Annotated in this window: 18 protein-coding genes; 2 read left to right on the top strand and 16 right to left on the bottom strand. The window is 69.4% G+C overall.

Annotated elements, in window-relative coordinates; genetic code table 11:
• Positions 1-192 (bottom strand): hypothetical protein (locus AX709_RS10215; RefSeq protein ID WP_156454244.1); only part of this gene is annotated, 192 nt, incomplete at its 3' end.
• Positions 193-301: 109 nt separating this feature from the next.
• Between AX709_RS10215 and gltX the strand changes: the two genes are divergently transcribed.
• Complete coding sequence (gene gltX / locus AX709_RS10210) at positions 302-1759, top strand: glutamate--tRNA ligase (protein WP_066549248.1); 1458 nt, start codon at positions 302-304, stop codon at positions 1757-1759.
• 19 nt (positions 1760-1778) lie between these two features.
• Positions 1779-3062: a citrate synthase gene (locus tag AX709_RS10205; protein WP_066481139.1), complete on the top strand. Its 1284-nt coding sequence runs from the start codon at positions 1779-1781 to the stop codon at positions 3060-3062.
• A 21-nt stretch (positions 3063-3083) separates the two neighbouring features.
• Here AX709_RS10205 and AX709_RS10200 read toward each other — a convergent pair whose 3' ends face one another.
• From AX709_RS10200 to AX709_RS10130, 15 genes are all read right to left on the bottom strand, one after another.
• Complete coding sequence (locus AX709_RS10200; RefSeq protein ID WP_066481141.1) at positions 3084-3701, bottom strand: hypothetical protein; 618 nt, start codon at positions 3699-3701, stop codon at positions 3084-3086.
• A gap of 89 nt (positions 3702-3790) precedes the next feature.
• Positions 3791-5170: a sensor histidine kinase gene (locus AX709_RS10195; protein ID WP_066549243.1), complete on the bottom strand. Its 1380-nt coding sequence runs from the start codon at positions 5168-5170 to the stop codon at positions 3791-3793.
• On the bottom strand, positions 5167-6279 hold the full coding sequence (locus tag AX709_RS10190) for a DUF2336 domain-containing protein (protein ID WP_066481145.1): 1113 nt from the start codon (positions 6277-6279) through the stop codon (positions 5167-5169). The genes AX709_RS10195 and AX709_RS10190 overlap by 4 nt, the downstream gene beginning before the upstream one ends.
• Before the next feature lie 35 nt (positions 6280-6314).
• Positions 6315-7490: a hypothetical protein gene (locus AX709_RS10185; protein ID WP_066549242.1), complete on the bottom strand. Its 1176-nt coding sequence runs from the start codon at positions 7488-7490 to the stop codon at positions 6315-6317.
• 53 nt (positions 7491-7543) lie between these two features.
• Positions 7544-8740: an exo-beta-N-acetylmuramidase NamZ family protein gene (locus AX709_RS10180; protein ID WP_066549241.1), complete on the bottom strand. Its 1197-nt coding sequence runs from the start codon at positions 8738-8740 to the stop codon at positions 7544-7546.
• Entirely contained in the window at positions 8737-9303 is a 567-nt protein-coding gene (locus AX709_RS10175; RefSeq protein WP_231727490.1) for a DOMON-like domain-containing protein, read from the bottom strand. The genes AX709_RS10180 and AX709_RS10175 overlap by 4 nt, the downstream gene beginning before the upstream one ends.
• 10 nt (positions 9304-9313) lie before the next feature.
• On the bottom strand, positions 9314-11200 hold the full coding sequence (locus AX709_RS10170) for an XrtA/PEP-CTERM system amidotransferase (protein WP_066549239.1): 1887 nt from the start codon (positions 11198-11200) through the stop codon (positions 9314-9316).
• The gene (gene xrtA / locus AX709_RS10165; RefSeq protein WP_082731741.1) at positions 11200-12726 is read right to left on the bottom strand and encodes an exosortase A; all 1527 of its coding nucleotides are present in this window, start codon (positions 12724-12726) and stop codon (positions 11200-11202) included. Before xrtA ends, AX709_RS10170 begins: the two co-directional genes overlap by 1 nt.
• Positions 12723-13925 (bottom strand): TIGR03087 family PEP-CTERM/XrtA system glycosyltransferase, encoded by a 1203-nt coding sequence (locus AX709_RS10160; protein WP_066549247.1) that lies wholly within the window; start codon positions 13923-13925, stop codon positions 12723-12725. Before AX709_RS10160 ends, xrtA begins: the two co-directional genes overlap by 4 nt.
• Before the next feature lie 8 nt (positions 13926-13933).
• The gene (locus AX709_RS10155; protein WP_066549237.1) at positions 13934-14998 is read right to left on the bottom strand and encodes a FemAB family XrtA/PEP-CTERM system-associated protein; all 1065 of its coding nucleotides are present in this window, start codon (positions 14996-14998) and stop codon (positions 13934-13936) included.
• Positions 14995-15870 carry an XrtA system polysaccharide deacetylase gene (locus AX709_RS10150; protein ID WP_066549236.1) on the bottom strand — a complete coding sequence of 292 codons (876 nt, stop codon included), beginning with the start codon at positions 15868-15870 and terminating at the stop codon, positions 14995-14997. The genes AX709_RS10155 and AX709_RS10150 overlap by 4 nt, the downstream gene beginning before the upstream one ends.
• Before the next feature lie 14 nt (positions 15871-15884).
• Positions 15885-16958 carry an ExeA family protein gene (locus AX709_RS10145; RefSeq protein WP_066549235.1) on the bottom strand — a complete coding sequence of 358 codons (1074 nt, stop codon included), beginning with the start codon at positions 16956-16958 and terminating at the stop codon, positions 15885-15887.
• A 31-nt stretch (positions 16959-16989) separates the two neighbouring features.
• A complete protein-coding gene (locus AX709_RS10140; RefSeq protein ID WP_066549234.1) occupies positions 16990-18636 on the bottom strand; it encodes a hypothetical protein in 1647 nt (548 codons plus the stop codon).
• Positions 18633-19574: an exopolysaccharide biosynthesis protein gene (locus AX709_RS10135; RefSeq protein ID WP_066549233.1), complete on the bottom strand. Its 942-nt coding sequence runs from the start codon at positions 19572-19574 to the stop codon at positions 18633-18635. Before AX709_RS10135 ends, AX709_RS10140 begins: the two co-directional genes overlap by 4 nt.
• Positions 19575-19587: 13 nt before the next feature.
• Positions 19588-21129: an XrtA system polysaccharide chain length determinant gene (locus AX709_RS10130; RefSeq protein ID WP_066549232.1), complete on the bottom strand. Its 1542-nt coding sequence runs from the start codon at positions 21127-21129 to the stop codon at positions 19588-19590.
• Between the last annotated feature and the right edge of the window lie 13 nt (positions 21130-21142).

Genomic DNA, 21142 nt, shown 5'->3' with positions numbered 1-21142 from the left:
GCGCGGTGCCCGCCCGCCCCCACCCCATGCGATCGCAACCAGGGCAAGCGCGGCCATCAGCCCGCCAAAGCCCCACCAGGCGATCGGGTCGGGCAGCAGGAACCAGGCCGAAATGCCGCCGCCGAGCGCCACGGGCAGCCACAGGGGCAGTTGCCCGCGTTCGGCCTCCAGCCGTGCCTCCAGTCCGTCCAAGCGGCGTCGAATCCACCCGCCGCCGCCGATTTGAAGCGGCGCGGGGGCCATGCTAGGGGCGGTCGCGGCTATCCTGGCCATCGACTATCCAGCTTGGGAGTATGCGCGTTTGAGCGCAACCGAAGATACCGGCCGCCCGGCCGGCACCACCGCATCCACCACGGACATCGTCACGCGCTTCGCGCCGTCCCCGACCGGGTTCCTGCACATCGGCGGCGCGCGCACCGCGCTGTTCAACTGGCTCTTTGCCCGCCACCACGGCGGCCGCTTCCTGCTGCGGATCGAGGATACCGACCGGGCACGCTCGACGCAGCCGGCGATCGACGCGATCCTCGACGGGATGCGCTGGCTCGGGCTCGACTGGGACGGCGATCCGGTCTTTCAGTTCGCCCGTGCCGCGCGCCATGCGGAGGTGGCGCACCAGATGCTGGCCGCCGGCACCGCCTATCGCTGCTACGCGACGCCCGAGGAACTCGCCGAACTGCGCGAGGCCCAGCGCGCGGCGGGTCAGCCAATCCGCTACGACGGCCGCTGGCGCGACCGCGAGCCCGCCGACGCCCCTGCGGGCGCGCCGTTCGTCGTCCGGCTGAAGGCCGATCACGACGGCGCGACGACGATCGCCGACCGGGTCCAGGGCGACGTCACGGTCCAGAATGCCGAGATCGACGATTTCGTCCTGCTGCGGTCGGACGGCACGCCGACCTATATGCTGGCGGTCGTGGTCGACGATCATGACATGGGCGTCACGCACGTCATCCGCGGCGACGATCACCTGAACAACGCTTTCCGCCAGCTCGGCGTAATTCGCGCGATGGGATGGCCGGAGCCGGTCTATGCGCACGTCCCGCTGATCCATGGCGCGGACGGGGCCAAGCTGTCGAAGCGCCACGGTGCGCTGGGGGTCGAGGCCTATCGCGACGAAATGGGCATGCTGCCGGAGGCGCTTTGCAATTATCTGCTGCGCCTCGGCTGGGGTCACGGAGACGAGGAGATCATCGACCGGGCCCGCGCGGTCGAACTGTTCGATCTCGCCAATGTCGGGCGCTCGCCCAGCCGGTTCGACCTCAAGAAGCTTGAAAACCTGAACGGTCACTATATCCGCGCCGCCGACGATGCACGGCTGGCGGACCTGGTCGAGGCGCGCCTGCCCGCGCCGCTGGCCGCCGCGCAACGCGACCTGCTGGTGCGGACGATGCCGGTGCTGAAGCCGCGCGCGACCAATCTCGACGAGCTGGCCGACGGCGCGGCGTTCCTGTTCCGCACGCGTCCGCTGGCGATCGACGCCGACGCCGCGCCGCTGCTGGCCGGCGATGCCGCGATCTTGCTCGCATCTGCACATGCGGCGCTTGACGCGCTCGCCACGTGGGATACGGAGACGACCGAGGCCGCGATCCGCGCCGTCGCCGAGCAGGCACAGGTCAAGCTGGGCGCGGTGGCCCAGCCGCTGCGCGCGGCGCTCACCGGGCGGCGGACCTCGCCGCCGATCTTCGACGTGCTGGTCCTGCTGGGCCGCACGGAAAGCCTTGGCCGGATCGCCGATCAGATGGCGGCCCCGGCCAGCCGTTAGTTTGAAAGGATGATGCGATATGGGTGACACTGCGAAGCTGCAGGTTCCGGGCAAGGACGTCGAATATCCGGTCGTCGCCGGTTCGGTCGGCCCCCAGGTCGTGGACATCCGCAAGCTCTATGCCCAGACGGGCATGTTCACCTACGATCCCGGCTTCACCTCGACCGCAAGCTGCGAATCGGGGCTGACCTATATCGATGGCGACGAAGGCGTGCTGCTTCATCGCGGTTATCCGATCGGCCAGCTTGCCGAGCATTCGACCTTTCCCGAGGTCGCCTATCTGCTGCTCAACGGCGAGCTGCCGAACCAGCAGGAACTGGACGAGTTCACCTACACGATCACCCGTCACACCATGCTGCACGAGCAGCTGGCGATGTTCTATCGCGGCTTTCGTCGCGACGCGCACCCGATGGCGATCATGTGCGGCGTGGTCGGCGCGCTCAGCGCCTTCTACCACGACTCGACCGACATCACCGATCCGCGCCACCGGCTGATCGCCAGCCACCGGCTGATCGCCAAGATGCCGACGATCGCGGCGATGGCGTACAAATATTCGGTCGGCCAGCCGTTTCTCTATCCAAAGAACGACCTGTCCTACACCGGCAATTTCCTGCGCATGACCTTCGGCGTTCCGGCCGAGGATTATGACGTCAATCCGGTGGTCGAAAAGGCGCTGGACCGCATCTTCATCCTCCATGCCGACCATGAGCAGAACGCGTCGACCTCGACCGTGCGGCTGGCCGGATCGTCGGGTGCCAATCCCTTTGCGTGCATCGCCGCCGGCATCGCCTGCCTGTGGGGTCCGGCGCATGGCGGCGCCAACGAAGCCGCGCTCAACATGCTGCGCGAGATCGGCACGCCCGAGCGCATTCCCGAATATATCGCGCGCGCGAAGAACAAGGACGACCCGTTCCGCCTCATGGGCTTCGGCCACCGCGTCTACAAGAATTACGATCCGCGCGCGACGGTGATGCAACAGACGGTGCGCGAAGTTTTCGCCGCGCTGAAGGTCAACGACCCCGTGTTCGAAGTCGCGCTGCAGCTTGAGGAAATGGCGCTGAACGACAGCTATTTCATCGAGAAGAAGCTGTTCCCCAACGTCGATTTCTATTCGGGCGTCATCCTGTCGGCAATCGGCTTCCCGACCACGATGTTCACCGCGCTGTTCGCGCTTGCCCGCACCGTCGGCTGGGTCGCGCAATGGAACGAGATGATTTCCGACCCCGAGCAGAAGATCGGTCGCCCGCGCCAGCTCTATACCGGCCCGACGCAGCGCGACTACGTGCCGGTGAATCAGCGCTGATCCGCCGGCCCGCCGGCCCCGTCAGGGTGCCGGCGTGTTCCAACGATGGCGCGTGACTGAAAATCCGGTGCGGTCGAGCCCCAGCCTCACCGTACGGACGACGACGGGGTTGATCGTGTAGCTCACCCGCGTGAGACAGAACACGGTCGTGCAGTTGCCGTCGATCAGGCCGACCGTCGGGACTTCATGGACCAGCGTCCACCCCTGAAGCCCGGCATAGGTACGCAACTCGTTGAGATATTTGTCGGCGTCCGCCCCTGACGGGCGGGCGGTGTGTACGCATTTGAACTCGCCGCCGGGCGCCTTGTAGACGCTGTACATACAGCCCGAATAGCCGCCCCCGCCAACGATGCGGTGCGCCCGCGTGATCGTCGCCATTGTCGACTGGCCATCTTCGAAAAAGAGCGCGGACCCGTTCGACGCGGGTTTCGTCGAGCGTGTCACGTCGATGACGAAGCTGAAATTCTTCATGTTGAACGAGAAGATCGCCGGCTGTGCCAGCGTCTTCAGGTGGTGCGGTGCCGAGATGACGGCTTCTTCCGAAATTGCACGCGCGCCGAGTTCGCCGAACCCGCCCCCGACGCCCTTTGCACGGTTATGGTACAAGTCACTGACGACGGTTTTCAGCGTCACGGTCATGTCGGTTCTCCTCCCCGGAGCGGCGAGGCATAGCCGAGCGCAGGGGGAACCACAAACGGTGCGGTGCGGTGCCGGTTGCGGGTGGCGCCTCAGCGCGCGGGCAGGGTCAGGACAAATCGAGCGCCCTGGCCGGGGGCGCTGTCGACCAGAATGTCGCCGCCCATCGATCGGGCAAGCGCGCGCGCGATGTAGAGGCCAAGGCCGCTGCCGCCCGGCTCGGTCGGGTCAAGCCGCTCGAACTTGCTGAAAATGCGCTCGTGATCCTCCGGGGCGATGCCCTTGCCCTGATCGGCGACGATCACGCAGGCGCGATCCCCGTCGCGTTCGATGCGTAGCCATACCATGCCGCCAGTCGGCGAATAACGCACCGCATTGCCGATCAGGTTGACCAGGATCTGCAGCACGCGATGAAAGTCGCCGGTCGCGGCCAGCTGTTCGTCGGCGTCGGGCCGGTCGATCCTGACCTGCGCCTCCGCCGCACGAACCGACAGCAGTCCGGCGGCACGCCGCGCCAGGTCGGCCAGGTCGATCGCCTCCAGCGACACGGTAAAGTCGGGTCGTTCAATCGCCTGCAAATCGACCAGATCCTCGATCAACGTCAGCAGGTGGCGGCCGGCATTGGCGATATCGCTGGCATAGTCGACATAGTCGGAAGACAGCGGCCCCTCGAACTGCGCCGCAATGCTGTCGGCGTTCGCGATGATGCGGGCAAGCGGGCCACGAAGTGCCTTGTCCAGACGGGCACCGAACTGGGGGGGCAGCGTGGCGTGGTCGGGGTCGGCATCGTCAGCGGGCGGGTCCACGACGTCGGGGGTGACGATCCGCGCCGCCCCGGCAAAGCCGGCGAAACGCCCGCCCGGATCGATGCGCGGCGTCGCCGCCAGCACCACCGGCTCGCCGGTCAGGCGCAACCGCGCCTCCTGCCCCTCGAAACGCGACTGCGCGGCGACCGCGGCCAGGATCGGAAACGCGCCCTCGCCATTGTCGACCAGCGCGAACAACCGGGTCAGCGGCTGGCCGAGCAGGCTGGCGGGGTCGAAGCCGTGCCGAAACGCGGCCTGGGACGACAGGTGGACAAGGCGAAGCGCCGCATCGGTTTCCCACAGCCAGTCGGCATCGGCGCGAAGGAAATCGCGGTCGCGATCGGCATCCAGCGTCGGTGCACGCCAGCCGCGCTGAACATGCCAGCCACCGACTTCCAGCCGGACGCCGTCGCCATCGGGCTCTGCGCGGACCATCAGCTCCAGGTCGTCATCGCCGTCCGCAGCCACAACGATCCGGGAAATGCCGATGCCCAGCCGGCCCGCGAGGCGAACGATCGTGGCGAGCTGCGGTACGGCAAGCGGCTGGCCGACCGCGCCGCCTGCGCGCTGGTTGAGCGCCGCAAGCCGGGTATCGGCCTCGAGCAGCGCACCGTCGCGATCCAGCCGGGCGATCGCGATCTCCATCGCGGGGCTTGCGATGTTCATGCCGCGCGCCGCGTCGCGTTCAGGGTGGCGAGTGCCGAGCGGAAATCGGGATCGAAGCGCAGCGGTGCGATCGCCGCGCGCGCGGTGTCGACCGGCACCGCCATCGCGGCTTCGATAAGGTCCGGCAGCGTCTCGACGTCACGCGCCGGGTCCGCCTCGAACAAGGCGAAGCCGAAACCTGCCATCGCATCGCGCGGCAGGTCGATCGCGCGAAGCATCAGCCACAACCGGTCGCTGACCGTGTCGAGCACGGCATGGGCGACGACGCGCGGATCGAGGTCGAGCGCGTGCGCGACCAGCGCGATCGCCACCGACAGGCGCCGGTCGCGCAGCGCCTCGCCGATCAGGAACGGGAGCTCGTCGGGCGTCGCCTGGATCGCGGTGGCGAGGCGAAGCGCCGCGCTTTCGGCGCGATCGTCCTCGTCATGCGCCTCGATGCTGCGCCGGGCGGCCTCGAGCAGCGCCTGGTCGGTCGCGGCGTGATCGGCGCTGCCGCCGACAAATTCGTCGCGGATCGCGGCGGCGACCCACCACACCAGCTTGCGATGCAATGCAAAAGGCAGCCCGGTCACGGTCAGCCGTTCATGGTCGGACGCCGCGCGGCGGCTCGATTCCGCCGCCATCAGCGCGAGTGCTGCAGACGCGACGAGCGGATCGCTGGAATGGATCAGGCGCGCAAGCATGCTCGGCCGCTCCGCCCCCTCGATCGGCGCGACCGGCAGCGCGGCATCAAGCAGGTCGATCCGCACGCGCAGGAACAACTCGTCGATGAAATCGCCGTCGCGCGGCATCCCCGATTCGATCAGGCGCGGCAGGACCTGGGTCGGGCGGTTGGCCAGCCGTTCGGCGACCAGCGGCTCGCCGCGTGTCGCGAGCAGCCGCGCCGCGTGCTCGCGCAGTCCCTGTTCGACACAGGCGACCTGCGCGGCGAGCAATGCCGTCGCCGCGCTGCGGCTGCGATCGTCGAGCCGGGCATCGTCGGGCAGGAACAGGTCAGCCGCCATCGCCTCGCGCCGCCGCAGCGTGCGAAAATCGGCCTGCGCTGCTCGCGCAAGCAGGATACCGGCGCCATTGGCACCACCCGCCATGTCAGCCTTCTCGCCGGACATGCCAATCGTCTAGCGGGAACATCGTTAAGCTCCGCCTAAGCCCGGGGACGCGATCCCTCGACCGCGAGGCCCAGGCTGACCAGCGCATAGACCGCCGCCACCGCCAGCGCGACCAGTGGATAGCCGGCAACCACCAGCGGGACGGCGACGAGGGTGAATGCGGCCGCATCGGCATGCCAGACGCCGCGCCGGCCCGGCACGCGGGTCGCGATCACCGCAGCGGCGACAGCGGCGACGGCGAGCGTCAGCCCGGTCGGATGCCCGTCGGCGATCAGCGCCGCGCCGCCGATGCCGAGAAAGGTCAGCGCGACCCCGCCGTCGCTCAACCATTCCTGTGCGGCCGCCATGCGTTCGTTGCCGCGCAGCCAGCTGAGCAGCGATCCGGTCGACAGCGTCACAACCGCAAGCAACCAGGGCGCTGCCGCCATCGCGCCGCGACCGACGCCAATCAGCGCCAGCGCGCCCCCAAAAAGCAGGAGCCCGCTCGCCGCCAGTGCTGCATCGGGCACGCTGCGCGCGACGAGCGCGGGGAGCACGCGCCGGGTCAGCGGCGTGAAGACGAAGCGGTCGGCCCAGCCCGTCCGCTGATTGGCGAGCGCGGCGAGCACCGCGTTGCTCCGGCTCGCGAGCGCGGCGGCATGGCGCTCGACGCCGTGGCCGGCACGGCGCGCGGCGGCCGGCAACAGCACCTGCTCGGCGGCGTTCTGGACCGCGACGCGCAGCAGTGTCGACTGGAAATCATATTCGCGCGGCATCGCGGCGATCGACGCCAGATGGCGGCTCGACAGGCGCGCGACCCCCGCCCAGTGATGTTCGGCATCGATCCGTTCGATCGCCGCGTTGCCCGCATCGTCGCTCGTCACCAGGATCGTGTCGGCCCGTTCGCCCGCCATTGCGGTGACGACCGTATCGGTGGTGACCAGCGCGTCGGCAATCACGATCACATCGGCGAGCGGGTGGGCCTTGGCGGCGGCTTCCTCCGCCGATCGCACGACGTCGACGGTGATGCCGCGCCGCTCGACGCGGGCAACCGAGCCGAGCAGCGCCGGCGTCACGCGGCTGACCGCGACCAGCAGGTGGGTGACCCCGGCCGCGATCAGCAGTCGCGCCTGATATTCGACGAGCGTCATGCCGCCGAAGGGCAGCGTCGCCGCCAGCCCCTCGCCGTGACTTTCGGCATCCTCGGTCGCAAAGATCAGCCCCGCCAGCATCGCCGGTGCGTTAGGGCCACCGCGCCCGCTTCGCAACGCCCGGCGGCCGGCGCTCAATAGATCAGGTGCGGGCGTCGGGCGTCGATCCACGCGGCCTCGTCCGGCTGCACGATCGCATCGAGGTCGCCCGGCCGCGCGGCCGCATCGTCGACCCATTCGCGCAGCGCCGGCCCGCCGTTGATCACGTCGATCGCCAGCTTCTCGAACTCATATTCATAGGGGAAATCGCGCCACAGCGGATAATCGGGGTAGAGTTCGCGGATCGCCTTGAACGCCAGCGCCTGCACGCGCCACGGCCGGAATGCCTGATGGTCGTAGCCCGGCCCCTCGGCGTGCAGGAACACGCCGTGGCACAATTGCTCGGCATGCTTGTGAAAGGTCGGCTGGAACCAGGTTTCGCGCAACGTGACGCCATGCAGCCATTCGGGCGCGATCGCGTGCATCCGCGCGATCACCGCGCGCGCATCGATGTCGGGCGCGCCGAACAGCTCGAGCGGCCGCGTCGTCCCCCGCCCCTCGCTCAGCGTCGTCCCCTCCAGCATGACCGTGCCGGCATAGGCGCGTGCCATGTTGACGTTGGGCGCGTTGGGGCTTGGATTGATCCACACCCGGTCGGTCGGCCAACCGAAGCCGGGGGCGGCATCGGGCTGCCACCCGGCCATTTCGATCACGCGGTAATCGACGTCGAGCTTGAACTGATCGATGAACCAGTGCCCCATCTCGCCCAGCGTCATGCCGTGGCGCATCACCATCGGCCCCGCCCCGACGAAACTCTCCCATCCCGCGTTCAGGATATTGCCCTCGACCGGGCGGCCGGCGGGATTGGGGCGGTCGAGCACCCACACGCTCTTGCCGTGCGCCGCCGCGGCTTCGAGCACGTAGAGCAGCGTCGTGACAAAGGTGTAGATGCGGCAGCCCAGATCCTGCAGGTCGACCAGCATCACGTCGAACGTGCCCATCGACTGCCCGGTCGGACGCCGCACTTCGCCGTACAGGCTGAAAACGGGCACGCCATAGACCGGATCGGTGAAGTCGGGCGACTCCATCATATTGTCCTGAAGGTCGCCGCGCACGCCATGCTGGGGGCCGAACATCGCGGAAACATCGAGGCCCGTCGCGATAAGGGCATCAACGCTGTGGGTCAGGTCGGCGGTCACCGAGGCCGGATGAGCGAGGAGCGCGATACGGCGGCCCTGGAGGGGCCGGCGCAGGTCGGGGTCGGCGAGCAGCCGGTCGATGCCAAAGGTCATGGCGCCGTGCCTGCCGCGAACCGGTGCGCGAAGCAAGCCTCGTGGTGAAAATCGGGCTTGCCCGGCGGATGCGCGAGCGCCCAGTAGCTTTTTCGGCCACCCGTCTCCTCGATCACCGCGCTCAGCCCGATGCACGCGGGGGCGTCGCCGATCGCCTCCGCGGGCAACGCGACCTGCCACGCCGCATCGCCGTCGATCGCGGCGACTTGGGGCGCTTGCGCGAGGTCGAGGGCACGCATTCCCGCGCGATAGCCGTCGAACCGATAGGCCGCCCAGCGGGTCGACGGCGCGAAATTGAACTCCGCATAGCCGCTCCCGCCGTCGGGCTTCACGAACAGCTCGAAACAGGTGTGCTGCCAAAGCCCGTCGGTGCGCTCCGGCGTTGCAAGCGGCGGCACGACGAGCGCATCCGCGCCGAGGACACGAAACATCAGCCGGTCGGGCGCGAACGCGACGGCGATCGCCCGCACCGCGCTGGCAGGAGTATCGGGGTGGCACTGAAGCGAGAGCGGCGTCATCGACCGGACAATAGGCCGAACCGACGTCCGATGCCCAGCCGTCATGCCGGGCGCGCTATCCGGCCAGCCGGGCGAGGCTGCGGTCGAGCATCAGCAGCTGCCACAGCGTCCGGCCATGCTCGGCGCGTCCGGCGCGATGATCGGCGGCGATCCGCTCGATTGCGCGGCGGTCGAACCAGGCGAGGAGGTGCGGCGAGGCGGCGAGCGCGGCGGCCTGATCGACCAGCGGTCCGCGAAACCACGCGCTGATCGGCGTGACGAAGCCCATTTTCGGGCGATACAGGATGTCGCGCGGCAACCAAGGCCGCAGCGCGCGCTTCATCAGCCATTTGCCCTCGCCGCCACGCAGCCGCATCGACACGGGCAGCGTCGCAGCGAATTCGATCAAGCGATAATCGAGCAGCGGCTCGCGCGCTTCCAGGCTGACCGCCATGCTGGTGCGGTCGACCTTGGTCAAAATGTCGCCGGGCAGCCAATGCTTGAAATCGGCATATTGTGCGCGGTCGAGCGCATCGCGCGCGGGTGCCGACGCCATGGTGTCGACATAGCGCTGCTCGCCGCGATACCCGCCGATCGCGCGGTGCATCGCGTCGCCATACAGCCGCCCACGCAGCTCCGGCGTCGTCACCCCGACTGCGCGGGCATAGGCCGCTCCGCCATGCTCGGCGAGCGCGAGCAGCGTCGTGCGTGCGCGCAGCGGCCGGGGCGCCCAGTCCGCCTTGGGATAGGCGCGGCCCAGCGTACCGAACACGCCGCTGCGCAAACCCGCAGGCACCAGGCCGCGCACCCGCTCCTCGGCTGCATGAAAGCGATAGCGGCGATAACCGGCAAACGCCTCGTCCGCGCCGTCGCCCGACAGCGCGACCGTCACCGTTTCGCGCGCGAGCGCGCAAACCTGATAGGTGGCGAGCGCGGAGGCGTCGGCGAACGGCTCGTCAAAAGCGTGGACCAGCGTGTCGATCAGCGCGAAGTCGTCGGCGTCGACGCGGCGGACGCGGTGATCGGTCGCAAAGCGCGTGGCGATCGCCGCGGCATATTCGGTTTCATCATGGCTCGCGGTGTCGAAGCCGATCGTGCAGGTCTTGACCGGCTGGCGGCTTGCCTCCGCCATCAGCGCGACGACCGCCGAGCTGTCGACCCCGCCCGACAGGAACGCGCCCAGCGGCACGTCGGCGATCATGCGCGACCGCACGGCGGTACGCAGGTGATCGGTCAGCTCGGCGGTCAGGTCGGCCACGCTGCCCCGCGCGCGACGCGAGAAGTCGAGATCCCACCACTGAACCGGCACCGGCACGGCCCGGCCGCGTTCGAGCCGCAGGAAATGACCCGCAGGCAACTTGCGCACCCCCGCAACGAAGCTCGCATCGTCGGGCACATAGCCGAGTGCCATGAAGTCCTCGATCGCGCGTGGATCGACTTCGCGCCGGACGAGCGGGTGAGCGAGCAGGCCCTTGAGTTCGGACGCAAAGGCGATCGCGCCATCGGCCAGCTCGATATAATGGAGCGGCTTCACCCCCATCCGGTCGCGCGCCAGGAACAGCTGCCGCCGCGCATTGTCCCACAGCGCGAGCGCGAACATGCCGTTGAGCCGCGCCAGCATGTCCGGCCCCCACGCGCGCCAACCGTGCAGCAGCACTTCGGTATCGCTGTCGGTCCGGAAATGCGCGCCCAGCGCCGCCAGCTCGGCACGCACCTCGCGGAAGTTATAGATTTCGCCATTGAACACGGTGACGAGGTCGCCATCCGCGCTCGCCATCGGCTGCGCGCCGCCGCCCAGGTCGATGATCGCGAGGCGGCGATGGCCGAGCGCGATGCCGGGCGCCGCCCAGACCCCGGATCCGTCCGGCCCGCGATGCGCGAGCGCATCGGTCATCGCCGCGATCCGCGCCGGCTCGATCGGCTTGGGCGTGCCGGGGTAGAACAACCCCGCGATACCGCACATCAGCGCGCACCGCTCGTGACGCGATCCGCGAGGCGATCGACCGGCCCCGCCGCGGCCAGGAAGTCGGTCAGCGCGGCGCGGCTGTCCTGCCCCTGCCGCTCGGCCGACGCCAGCACCGCGACCGCGCGCTGCGGCCCGCCGGTCAGCTTGAGCTTCAGCGTTTCCAGCTTCACGCGGGTCGGAGAGGCGGTGACGACATCGCCGATGCGATACCATGTCACCGTCTCGCGCTCCACCGGACCGGCGGCGGTCATCCGGATCGCCCTGCCCCCCGCCAGGTCGGGCAGGTCGGCAACGCGGACCCAGCGATCATTCTCCGCGATTGCCCCCTGGCCGAACGCGGTCAGTTCATGCCCGTCACGCTGGCCGGCATAGACCGCGATCGCCAGGTCGACGGTGCGGCCGCGCGCATCTGCATAGCGGCCAATGAGCCGGTGATCGGCGGTCGGGTAATGCGCCTGCCACGGTGCCGCGCGGCTCAGATTGACGCGGGTCCAGCCCGGTACCTGCGGCAGATCGAGCTGCGCGGGCAGATCGTCGGCGCGATGTCCGACCTTGTACGCCAGGCCCGCCGCGAACACCGCGAGTGCGATCGTGCCCGCCGCCGCCATCGGCAGGACGAGCCGCGGCCCGCGCACCGGCGGCAGCGCGTCGGGGTCGAACGCCGGGGCATCGGGATCACGATCGAACCAGCGCCAGCCGATCGCCATGACGCCCGCCATCACCAGCGCGAAGAAGACCCAGCCATAGACGATATGGTCGAGCCCGGTTGCCGCCTCGACGCCCACGACCGACGCCGCGCCGATCGTCGCCGCCGCGCGCACGCCGTTGGCGAGCACGGGTACGACCAGCGCGACCGCCATGAACGCCGCCCGCCGCCGCCAGCTGGCAAAGCAGATCCCGGCGACCAGCGTGCCATAGGCGATCATCGCGATCAGGAACTTGTTGCCCGAGCACGCCTCAGCCACCTCGAAATAGCCGTGGGGGGTGGTGATCAGCACCCCGTCGTTGATCGCGGGCAATCCGATCAGCTGCAGCTGCGCCATGACCAGCCGGACCGTGATCGCCTGCATCGGCTGCTCGAGCGTTTCGCCGAACGGGACGAGGAAGAACATGTAGCCGAGCGGAAAGAGCAACCCGCGCGTTACCTGTGGGCCGAGCAGGGTGAGTACCGCCGATTGCAGCATCGCCACCAGTGCGACGTGCCGGACGATGGCGACGCCCGCAATGTCCCCCAGGGCCCAGAGCGCGCCGGCGAGCGCCATCGGCACCAGCCCGGCAAGCCAGCCGGTCGGGGTCAGCCGCGCGAGCTCGCGACGGCGCTGCCACGCCAGCCAGCCGACGATCGGCGCGACGAACAGGCAGTGGCCGAAGGTTGTGCTTTCCCAATAGATCACCGCCAGATCGCGAACGTCGTGCGCAAAGAGGATCAGCAGCCCCGCCCAGGTTGCGGCGAGCGCGCCGAGATGCACGCGCCAGCGCACCGCGATGGCGGGGGCGGCGACGATCGGCGCGACCATCGTCATGCGGCGGCATCCGCGGCGGCCGGCGCCAGCCCCAGCAGGTCGTCGAGCGGGGCGAGCCGCGCCGGCCAGGCATAGCGCGTCTGTACCCGCCGGCGCGCCGCCTGGCCCAGCGCGACCGCGATGGCAGGATCGTCGAGCAGGTCACCGATCGCGCCGGCGATTCGCGTTGCGCCGGCCCCGACGCGCAGCGTGCCGGCATGGTCGATACCCGTCGCCGCTTCGGTCGATGCGACCACCGGGCGCGCCATCGCCATTGCCTCCAGCACCTTGTTCTGCACGCCGCGCGCGATGCGCAGCGGCGCGACCACCACCGCGGCGGCGGCAAGCCAGCCGCGCACATCGGCGACCGCCCCCGTCACCGTCACGCCGGGCAGCCGGGCCAGCGCGCGCACCGCTTCACCGGGCTGGCGGCCGACGATCGCGAAGCCCGCGTCCGGATGGCGCCGCCGCACGAGCGGCAGGATGTCGCGCGCGAACCACCGGACCGCCTCGATGTTGGGCGGATAGTCCATCTGGCCGGTGAAGACGATCAGCGGCCCGTCCGCCGCCACCGGGTCGAATTGGGCGGCGGGGTCGAAGAAATCGGTATCGATGCCGTTCTCGACCGCGACGATGCGGCCGATGCCGCCGAGATCGCTGAACAAGGCCGCCTCGGCGTCGCTGACGAAGAGGCTGGCGGTCGCCGCCTGCGCGACGCGGCGTTCATAGGCACCGAGCAGCCGGGCCTCGCGCGCGTAGAGCCAGCGCAGCGGCCAGCGGGCGGCGCGCGCATAGTCGGCGAACTTGGCCGAATCGACATCGACGAAATCCATGACCGGCGCATGTCCGGCGGGAACGTGCTGCGCCATCTGGCCGGAGAACACGAACACCCGACCGACCGGCGTGCGTGACGTCACCGCCTCGACCGCCGCCGTCACGCGCGGATCGGCAAAGGCGGTCAGCGATACCGGGCGCCCCTGTGCCAGCGCCTCCACCGCCGCTCGTGCGCGCGATTTGGTGCGCGGGATGATCATGGTGCTGACGGCAAGGTCGGCCAGCGCGGCCGTCGCACCCATGTCGGCCGCGTCGTCGGCAAAGGCCACCAGGTGCACGCGTGCGCGTTCGCCGAGATGGCGGAGCAGATGGTAACCCCGGATCTTGTCGCCGCGATCGGGCGGCCACGGCACGCGATGCGCAAGGAAAAGGATGTCGCCGCTCACCTGGGCGCTCACCCCAGCCCCCGCGCGATCCACGGGCCGATCGCATTGGCGACCGGGAGGGGAAGCCGCTGCCACGCCGCGATCTGCAAGCGGTATTTCGGGCTCAGCGGATTGATTTCACGCGGCGCGGCGCCATCGGCGGTGCGGGTGAAATAGGTGAGCGGCTGTCCGGCAAATCCCCAATTCCTCTTGAACGCCGCCGGGCCGCTGCCGACCTTCGACCGGCCGAAGTCGAACCGGGTGCACCCCCGCGCGCGTGCATGCCCCATCAGCGCGAAGTACATCCGGTCATTGGCGCGCAACGCCCGCGCGCTATGCGTGCCCCCGCCCCAATAGGGATAGACCGTGCCGCGCCAGTAAAGGCTGAGCACACTCGCCACCGCCACGCCCCGATGGCGCACCGTCAGGATGTCGGCCGCGTCGCCGAAACGGTCGAGCACTTCGGCGAACAGTGAAGCGGGAAACACCGGCGTGCCCAGGTTGCGCACCGATTCGGCATAGACCGCATAATGCTCGCGCCGCGCGCGCGCGTCCGCGCCGACGGCGACCTCAAGGTCGAAATCGAGCGACTTGCGCACCTCGGCGCGCTGCTTGCGCGGGATGGCGAGCAGTTCGGCGTCATCGTCGGCGGCAAGGTCGCGGACATGGCCGAGATGGTGGCCGCTCGCGACCTGCCACTTCGCCCCGGGCGCATCGCCGCCGCGCAGTTCGACGGAGGGGCAGCTCAGCCGTTCTGCCAGCGCCCACGCCGCCGTTGCCAGGTCGCGTGCGACCCCGGCGCCCCCCGCCAGCACCCCCCCGCCGACCGCGAACCCGGTCGACACCAGCGCGCGGCCGAACAGCGGCGAATGAATTTCGGTAAGCGGCAGCACGCCCGCGAGCGAGCCGTCGCCATGTTCGGCGATCAGCAGGTGCGCGCGCTGGCCGCAGCCTTGCGCGACCGCCTCGTTCCACGCCGGCAGGTGAAATGGCGTGCCATCGGGGTGCGCGTCGACGAATTCGGTCACGCGCGCGGCCTCGCCCGGCGTCGCCGCGCGCACGGCGACTGGGCGCTCGATCAAGGCCATGTTCATGCCAGCCGCGCCGCTTCCCGCGCGGCGACCGCATCGACCCGCCCCCAGCGATGCCCTGCAAGCAGCGTCGCCAGCTTGCCCCGCATCGCGCCGAGCCGGCTGTAATGGCGCAGCTTCGACCGGAGCGGCGCGTCGGCCACGCGCGGCTGATCGGGATCGATTTCCCAGGGGTGGAAGTAAAAGATCGCCGGCTGCGCGTCATCGGCGTTGCACCGACGAATCGCCCGGTGGGTCAGCGCGGCCGGAAACAGGCGAAAAAAGCCGCCGCCGGTGGGCGTATCCTTCCCCAGAAACGGCGCGGTGGTGATCGGCAGCTCGATCAGCGGCGAATCGGCGAGCGGCCGATGCGCGCGGCGCGGTGCGTCGGGCCAGCCATAATGGTCGTGGCGCACCGGCGCGACGCTGGAGGAACAGGCATAGCCCTGCTCCGCCAGCACCCGGTGCGCCCAGGGCGTGCGCGGATCGATCGAGAAGGACGGTGCGCGATAGCCCGTGACGGCCACGCCGCCCGCATCCTCCAGCGCCGCGCGCGCACGTGCCAGGTCGTCGCGAAATGCGTCAGCGTTCATCGTGAACACGCGGGCGTGCGCCCAGCCATGGCTGGCGAGCTCGTGCCCTTCCGCTACGATCCGACGGATCATCGCCGGATAGCGCGCCGCAACCCAGCCGAGCGTGTAGAAGGTCGCCTTGACCCCGGCCTCGGCGAACAGGTCGATAACGGCGTGGGTGTTACGCTCGACACGCGGTTCCAGCGCGTCCCAGTCGGCCGGATCGATCACGCGCTCGAACGCGCCGACCTGAAACCAATCCTCGATATCGACCGACATGCCGTTGACGACACGGACATCGCCCAGCGTGGGATCGTGCAGCATCGCGGCGACCGGGCTCAGGCCGCCGAACCGCGCAGCGACGTCAGGTCGATCCGGCGGTGATCGCCCTCGACCCAGTCGACCAGCAGCGCGAGCACGCGGCGGAGCGCGGCGTCCTGTTCGTCCATCCGCGCCTCCATCGCCTCGATCCGGGCGACGATTTCTGCCAGCTTGGGCGGCGTCGGGTCGGCGGCCGCGCGCATCGGGCGCGGTTCGTCGGCGACCGGTACGCCCGTCAGCGGCAGAGACGCGGGCTCGGCCGCATCGTCATCGGTTGCGCCCGCATCCTCGCTCAGCTCGGCGGCGACGGTTTCGACGTCAGTATCCTCGAACTGCTCGATCCCCTCGACCGCGCCGAGCAGCATCACGCGATTGGCGATCATGTTGAGCCGGCGGGGGATGCCCTCCGCCCATTCATACATCGCCGCGACCGCCGCCTCGGTGAAGTCGGGGCGCCCGTTCCAGCCGACCCTGGACAGGCGATGGATCAGGTAGGGCGCGGCTTCCTCGGGCTCCATCGGCCCCAGGTGATGGATGGCGATGACGCGCTGGCGCAGTTGTTCGAGCCGCGGCGAGTTGAGCAGGCGGCGGAACTCGGGCTGGCCGAGCAGGAAGATCTGGAGCAGCGAATGGCCGGCCACCTGGAAGTTGGACAACATCCGCAATTCTTCGAGCGATTCGATCGGCAGCGACTGCGCCTCATCGACGATCAGCAGCGTGCGCTTGCCCGTGCGCGCGACCGCGTGCAGCCCGCGCTCGATCGCCGACAGCAGCTGCGACTTGGTCATCCCCGCCGAAAGCACATCCAGCCCCGCCGCGACCAGGTGCAGCAGGTCGCCGGGATCGACCTGGGTCGTCACGATGCGGATGACGTTCAGCCGTTCGGGATCGATCCGCGCCATCAGATGCCCGACCAGCGTCGTCTTGCCGGTGCCCGGTTCGCCGGTGATGACGATGAAGCCCTCGCTCTGGCTCAGGCCATAGCCGAGATACGCCATCGCCTTCTTGTGCGTGGCGGTCTCGAACCAGAAGGACGGATCGGGGGTCAGCGCGAATGGCCGGCCGCTCAATCCATAATGGGTGTCATACATCCTTGCGTCTCCCTGGGCCGCGTGACCCGGATCAGAACCGATATCCCAGGCCGACCAGCGCCTGGCCGACCAGGTCGCTGTCGCCGCCTTCCTGATCGAAGCTGTAAAGGCCCAGCGCCGCGGTGGCGCCCAGCCGGCCGAAGCTGCGCGAATAGCTGGCCTGCGCGCCCGCGCCCGTGACATCGCCGGTGAAGGCGATGCCGCTCGAATAATAGTTGAAATACACCGTCGCGGTCAGGCCCGACCGGCTGTCCAGCGCGGTCGCGGCAAACGCCTGGATATAGCCGCTTTCGTCGACCGTGCCGTCGACGGTGAAGCCCTGCGTCAGATCGGGCGCATAGAAGCGTCGCCGGGCATAGCCGCCGCCAAAGCCGACGCGGGTCGCCGCACGATTGATCGCATAGACCACGTCGAATCCGCGTGCCCGGAAATTGGCGGTGGCGATCGACTGGAGCGCGGAATTGAGGCAGCCGCCTAGCGCGCCATTGGCACCATTGCCGCCGATACCGCCCGATCCGTTGCCCTGCGCCAGCACGCAGCCGTTGAAATTGTCGCCGAACGCATCGTCGCCCGCGACGAAGCTGGTCGGCAGTTCGGCAATCGCACTGTTCAGCTGGCGGCCGAAGCCCTGGATGCCGTCATAGACGCCGACCTGAAGCCCCGATCCCGGCCCGGTCTGCCAGCTGAGCGAACCGATATAGGTGAGCGAGTCGTACCGCTCGCCGACCCGCGCCTCCAGCACGGTGCGCGGGCTGGGTTTCCACACCACGCCCGCATCCCAGAAAATGCCGTCGAAATCGAACGCGATCAGCCGGGGCGATGCGGGGTCGGTGACGAAGCGGCCGTTGCGGTCGGTCACCGGAAAGCCGGTCGCCGGGTCGATCAGCGCCGCGCGCTGGTCGATCCGGATGTTCTCGTAGCCCGCGCCGGCCACCAGCGCGACGGTGCGGCTGACCGGCACGACGATGTCGCCGCGCAGATACTTGCCCTCGAACCGCTGGTCGAGCTGGCTCGCGTCCTCGCGCTGCCATGCCCCGCTCAGCGTCAGCCCGATTGGCAGCAGGGTGCCCGCGCGGGTGCCGATGCTCGCCAGCGCCAGATGGCTGGTCGATTCGTCGAAATTGTCGAGCGGCGGCAGGCCGCCCGGCACGCCCTCGAACCCCGGACTTTCAACCTTGGTATAGCCGAAGCGGTACAGCGCGTTGAGGTTTGCCGGGCCGACACGCTTTTCCAGCGTCGGGCCGGCATAGGCCGAGAAGATCTGGGCGATGTTGTCGACATTGCCGACCAGATTGCCCGGCGCGGCACCCCGGATGTCGGATCGACCGCGCGTCGCGATCGCCCCGCCTTCGACCGTCAGCCCCGGCGCGACGAGCAGCGCGCCGCGCGCCAGCCCCGAATGGATGCTGCCGTCGTTCAGGTCGTCGTCCCACGAAATCCGCTGCTCGAAGCGATAGCTGACCTGCACCTCGACACGGCGCGTGCGGGCGACCGCGTCGATCCCGACCGCGATCGTCGAATAGGTGAGCACGTCGCCGTCATCATCCAGCTCTGCGACGAGCACCTGCCCCGCCTCGATATAGGGCGAGACGCTGACCCTACGGTCGGCATCCTGGGCATGTGCGGCGGCGGGCCACAGCAAGGCGGCCAGCACAGCCATGAGCGCGGCGCGGATCATCCTGCCAGCTCCTCGCCATAATAGCTGCCGAACCGGCCGTCGCCCGACATGAAGGTCGCCGCGTTGAGCAGCAGCTGGATATGCTCGCACCCGTCGAGCAGCGCGACCGCCTGGCGGATATCGCTTTCGGTCGTGCGATCGGCGCGCACCACCATCATCGCCTGGCCGACGTGCAACGCGAGCACGGAAGCGGGCGAGGCCGACAGGATCGGCGGCGAATCGAAGATCACGATGCGGTCGGGATTGGCGGTGGCCAGCGCGTCGAGCACGCGCCGCGCGCGTTCGCTCGCCAGCAACTCGGTGTCGTTGGCCGACCGCGTGCCCGCACCCAGCACGCTCAGCTTGGGGATGTCGGTTTCGGTCACGCAGGATTCGGCATCGAGCGCGGGATCATTGAGCACGTCGAGCAGGCCCGGCCCCGCGTCGATCCCGAGCCGGTCGAGGATGTCGGGCTTGGCCAGGTCCGCATCGACCAGCAGGATTTCGACATCGCGCTCGGCCGCCATCGAGATGGCGAGGTTTGTCGCACAGAAGGTCTTGCCCTCGTTGGGCCGGGCCGAGCAGACCAGCACCATGCGCGCGCGGTCGGCATTCTTGCCCGCGGCGGCGCGCGCGGTCAGCAGCAGCTGACGCTTGGCGAGGCGGAATTCCTCGGCCAGCACGTCGACCGGACCGCCCGGCACGAGCATGCCCTGTTCAGCCAGGCGCGCGCGGTCGATGGTGGCAAATCGCCGCGATACCGGGCGGGGTGCCGCCTGCTTGGCGCTGTGCTCGGGCACGGTCGCCGGCGCGGGCGCGATGACCGGCATCGGCGGAATGTCGAACGCCGCGGGCGACAGCGCCGCGACCGGGGCCAGCGTCTCCGCCTCCAGGCCGAAATGCTCGGCGGCGCGTTCGATCAGCGATCCCTTCAGGCGCCGGGGGCTGTGGTCGTTCATCTCGGCTTCCCCTTCACGCGCCCGGCCCGCGCTGGAGGATTTCGGCCGCCAGCAAGGTCATGAACACGAAACCCAGGCCGCTGATGGCCCCCGCGAACTGGCGAAGACGCTTGCGGCGCAGCGTGGTCTGCGCGGCGGACACGACCTCGCCGATCGATCCGATCACCGGCAGGCCGCTGGCCGCCGCGAGCCGGGCGGCGGTGGGGAACGTCGTCTGGATACGGCTCATGCCGAATGCCGCCGCGACCCCCGCCGCCATCCCGAGCACCAGCACGCCGGTCAGCAGCAGCGGCCGGTTGGGCGATGTCGGAGTCGCGGGCAGCGACGGACCGTCGATCACGCTGAACTTGGTCGCATCGGTCTGATTCTGGACCTGCGACTGGAGCCGGATCTGCTCGCGGTCGTCGAGCAGCCGATCATATTGCGCCTTCATCGCTGCAATCTCGCGGTCGATCTGCGCCTGTTCCGACGCGGCCTGCGGATCGGCGGCGAGCTTCGCCTCGAGGAGCGCGATCTGGCCGCGCAGCGTGTCGCGCTGCTGAGTCAGTTCGGCGACGCGCGCGCTGCGGTCGGTCTGCATCGACTTCAGCTGGAGGAACAGCGGATTGGCGCCGCCGGCGGCACCCGCATTCAGCGGCTCGTTCTGCGCGGCGGCGCGCGCAGCAGCAAGCTGGTTGGCCAGCGCCACCATGTCGGGGTGCGACGCGGTCCACCCGCGCGCACGACCCTCGGCAATCTGGCCTTCGATCGCAGCCAGGCGCGCGCGTGCGGGGCCGGCGATCGCGGTTCCCCCCGCGCCTGCAGAGGTCGATCCCGTCCCCGCGAGCTGCGCGTTGACCGAATTGAGGCTGCTCTGCGCCCCGGCAAGGTCGCTTTCGACCTGCGCGATCTGGCTGCGCGCGGCCGACACCCTCTCGGTCAGCGTGCCTGTGCCCGGCAGCGTCGACAGATACTGGTTGGCAAAGCTCGACCGGCGTTCCTCGGCATCCTGCAGCCGCTGCTGCCGATCGGCGATCTGGTCGTCGAGAAACTTCAGCGCCTCGCGCGTGTCGTTGCGACGGCCGGAGAGATTTTCGTCGACGAAAATCTCGATCATCTTCGTGACGACCGCCTGCGCAATGCGTGCGGAATTGTCGACGCCCAGCGCCCCGTCCGACACCGTCGCGGAGATTTCGAACAGGTTGTCCTGCAGCGCCGTGACCTTGATCACCCGCTGCAGTTCGGCCGCGCGCGCGTTCAGGTCGCCCGGCGACTTGACGGTGGCGTTGATCGCGGTGCCGCGCACGACCTTTTCCAGGTTGCTGACCGATGTCAGCGTCTGGCGCACGCGGTCCAGGTTGCGCGCGCTCTCGGCCTGCCCCGACGCCACCGTTTCGGCGGGCAGGATGTTGCGCATCTCGACGACGACGCGCGCGACTGACTGATACTGGTTGGGGATCAGGCTGACCGCGACCCAGCCGATCAGGCACACGCCCCATGCCACCGCGAGCGCGATCCAGCGCCGCGTCCAGATGCCGTGCAGGGCAAGGCGGACTTCCTCGTAAATGCTACCCACGCGGCCGGCCCCT

Origin of the sequence: Sphingomonas sp. CCH15-F11 (genome assembly GCF_001557005.1) — a bacterium.
Classification (GTDB): domain Bacteria; phylum Pseudomonadota; class Alphaproteobacteria; order Sphingomonadales; family Sphingomonadaceae; genus Sphingomonas.
This window is presented reverse-complemented; position numbering and strand designations above follow the sequence as displayed.